3 rRNA genes (1 of these 3 cut by a window edge) are annotated in these 3,496 nt (G+C 56.7%); all 3 read left to right on the top strand.

The annotated features are described in order from the left end of the window. A 16S ribosomal RNA gene (locus AB0C25_RS36450) occupies positions 1–92 on the top strand (it extends 1,315 nt beyond the left edge of the window). 81 nt (positions 93–173) lie between these two features. Beyond that, positions 174–3,286 (top strand): 23S ribosomal RNA (locus tag AB0C25_RS36445). 87 nt (positions 3,287–3,373) lie between these two features. Next, positions 3,374–3,490: ribosomal RNA gene (rrf, locus tag AB0C25_RS36440) — 5S ribosomal RNA — on the top strand. Together the 16S, 23S and 5S rRNA genes form the textbook arrangement of a ribosomal RNA operon. Positions 3,491–3,496: the final 6 nt, after the last annotated feature.

Below are 3,496 nucleotides of genomic sequence, written 5' to 3'. Positions count from 1 at the left end.
TCGTGTTGTTGTTTCAGAGACTTGGCCAGCCCCCCGGTGTGGGGGCTGGGAGTCTGCCAGGCATGGCCTGGCCTCGCATACCGCTGACCGTTGGGTTGGGTTTGGTGTGGGGCTGTTCGGGTTGTGGGTTGGTCGTTTGTTGAGAATTGCACAGTGGACGCGAGCATCTTTGTGGTCAAGTTGTCAAGGGCGAACGGTGAATGCCTTGGCACCAGGAGCCGATGAAGGACGTGGGAGGCCGCGATAGGCCTGGGGGAGCTGTCAACCAAGCTGTGATCCCAGGGTGTCCGAATGGGGAAACCTGGCACCAGTCATGTGGTGTCACCCACACCTGAACACATAGGGTGTGTGGAGGGAACGCGGGGAAGTGAAACATCTCAGTACCCGCAGGAAGAGAAAACAATTTAGTGATTCCGTGAGTAGTGGCGAGCGAAAGCGGATCGAGGCTAAACCGGCTGCGTGTGATACCTGTCAGGGGTTGCGTGGTCGGGGTTGTGGGACCCTACTGAACAAGCTGACACTTGTTCGAGAAGTTACAAAGTCAGTGGCTAGTCGAACAGTCTGGAATGGCTGACCGTAGACGGTGAGAGTCCGGTAGGTGAAAGTTGCTGACCTTCTGTGGGTGTTCCCGAGTAGCGGCGGACCCCTGAAATCTGCCGTGAATCTGCCAGGACCACCTGGTAAGCCTAAATACTTCCTGGTGACCGATAGCGGACAAGTACCGTGAGGGAATGGTGAAAAGTACCCCGGGAGGGGAGTGAAATAGTACCTGAAACCGTTCGCCTACAATCCGTCGGAGCCTTGCGGGGTGACGGCGTGCCTTTTGAAGAATGAGCCTGCGAGTTAGTGGCATGTGGCGAGGTTAACCCGTGTGGGGGAGCCGTAGCGAAAGCGAGTCTGAATAGGGCGATTCAGTCGCGTGTCCTAGACCCGAAGCGGAGTGATCTAGCCATGGGCAGGCTGAAGCGCGGGTAAGACCGCGTGGAGGGCCGAACCCACCAATGTTGAAAAATTGGGGGATGACCTGTGGTTAGGGGTGAAAGGCCAATCAAACTCCGTGATAGCTGGTTCTCCCCGAAATGCATTTAGGTGCAGCGTCGCGTGTTTCTTGCCGGAGGTAGAGCACTGGATGGTCTAGGGGGCCCACAAGCTTACCGAAATCAGCCAAACTCCGAATGCCGGTAAGTGAGAGCGCGGCAGTGAGACTGCGGGGGATAAGCTTCGTAGTCGAGAGGGAAACAGCCCAGATCACCAGCTAAGGCCCCTAAGCGTGTGCTAAGTGGAAAAGGATGTGGGGTCGCATAGACAACCAGGAGGTTGGCTTAGAAGCAGCCACCCTTTAAAGAGTGCGTAATAGCTCACTGGTCAAGTGGTTCCGCGCCGACAATGTAGCGGGGCTCAAGCACACCGCCGAAGCTGTGGCATTCACATTTTAACCTCGCTTGGACTTGATTCCTTGTGCAGGTGTGTGGATGGGTAGGGGAGCGTCGTGCCGCGAGTGAAGCAGCGGGGTGACCCAGTTGTGGACGCGGCACGAGTGAGAATGCAGGCATGAGTAGCGAAAGAAGGGTGAGAAACCCTTCCGCCGGATGACCAAGGGTTCCAGGGCCAGGCTAATCCGCCCTGGGTGAGTCGGGACCTAAGGCGAGGCCGAGAGGCGTAGTCGATGGACAACGGGTTGATATTCCCGTACCCGCGAAAGAGCGTCCCTGATGAACCTCGTTGTGCTAACCACCCGAACCAGCTGATGTCTTCGGACGGATGTTGGGGAGCGTGGGAACCTGATGGGTAGTAGTCAAGCGATGGGGTGACGCAGGAAGGTAGCTGAGCCCGGCCGGTGGTTGTGCCGGGGTAAGCGTGTAGGCCGTGTTGTAGGCAAATCCGCAACACATTTAGGGCTGAGACGTGATGCCGAGCCGATTCAGGTGAAGTCAGTGATCCTATGCTGCCGAGAAAAGCCTCTAGCGAGTTCTTAGCGGCCCGTACCCCAAACCGACACAGGTGGTCAGGTAGAGAATACCGAGGCGATCGGGCGAACTGTGGTTAAGGAACTCGGCAAATTGCCCCCGTAACTTAGGGAGAAGGGGGGCCGGAGACGTGAAGCCCCGCGCGGGTGGAGCGTTGTATGGCCGCAGAGAGCAGGGGGAAGCGACTGTTTACTAAAAACACAGGTCCATGCGAAGAAGTAATTCGATGTATATGGACTGACGCCTGCCCGGTGCTGGAACGTTAAGGGGACCTGTTAGCTCTTTCGGGGGCGAAGCGGAGAACTTAAGCGCCAGTAAACGGCGGTGGTAACTATAACCATCCTAAGGTAGCGAAATTCCTTGTCGGGTAAGTTCCGACCTGCACGAATGGCGTAACGACTTCCCCACTGTCTCAACCACAGGCCCGGCGAAATTGCAGTACGAGTAAAGATGCTCGTTACGCGCGGCAGGACGGAAAGACCCCGGGACCTTTACTATAGCTTGACATTGGTACTCGAATTAGCTTGTGTAGGATAGGTGGGAGCCGGTGAAGTCCATACGCCAGTATGGGTGGAGGCAATCTTGAAATACCACTCTGGTTGATTTGGGTATCTAACTTCGGACCGTTATCCGGTTCAGGGACAGTGTCTGGTGGGTAGTTTAACTGGGGCGGTTGCCTCCTAAAAGGTAACGGAGGCGCCCAAAGGTTCCCTCAGCCTGGTTGGCAATCAGGTGTTGAGTGCAAGTACACAAGGGAGCTTGACTGTGAGACTGACAGGTCGAGCAGGGACGAAAGTCGGGACTAGTGATCCGGCACTTGCGAGTGGAAGCGGTGTCGCTCAACGGATAAAAGGTACCCCGGGGATAACAGGCTGATCTTCCCCAAGAGTCCATATCGACGGGATGGTTTGGCACCTCGATGTCGGCTCGTCGCATCCTGGGGCTGTAGCAGGTCCCAAGGGTTGGGCTGTTCGCCCATTAAAGCGGTACGCGAGCTGGGTTTAGAACGTCGTGAGACAGTTCGGTCCCTATCCGCCGTGCGCGTAGGATACTTGAGAAGGGCTGTCCCTAGTACGAGAGGACCGGGACGGACGAACCTCTGGTGTGCCAGTTGTCCTGCCAAGGGCACGGCTGGTTAGCTACGTTCGGAAGGGATAACCGCTGAAAGCATCTAAGCGGGAAGCCTGCTTCAAGATGAGGTATCCCACCCACCTTGGTGGGGTAAGGCCCCCAGCTAGACGACTGGGTTGATAGGCCGGAAATGTAAGCCCGGTAACGGGTTCAGTTGACCGGTACTAATAGGCCGAGGACTTGACTACTAAGCTGCTACGCGTCCACTGTGCAACTCTGAACAAGCGAACACCCGCGTGTTGTGTGTCCGGGGTTGTTTGATATGTTCATAGAGTTACGGCGGTCATGGCGGAGGGGAAACGCCCGGTTACATTCCGAACCCGGAAGCTAAGCCCTCCAGCGCCGATGGTACTGCACTCGTGAGGGTGTGGGAGAGTAGGACGCCGCCGGACAATCTT

The organism is Micromonospora sp. NPDC048839 (assembly GCF_040649915.1).
Taxonomy (GTDB): domain Bacteria; phylum Actinomycetota; class Actinomycetes; order Mycobacteriales; family Micromonosporaceae; genus Micromonospora.
Note: the sequence above shows the minus strand (reverse complement) of the source record. Positions and strands in the feature narration are given on the sequence as shown.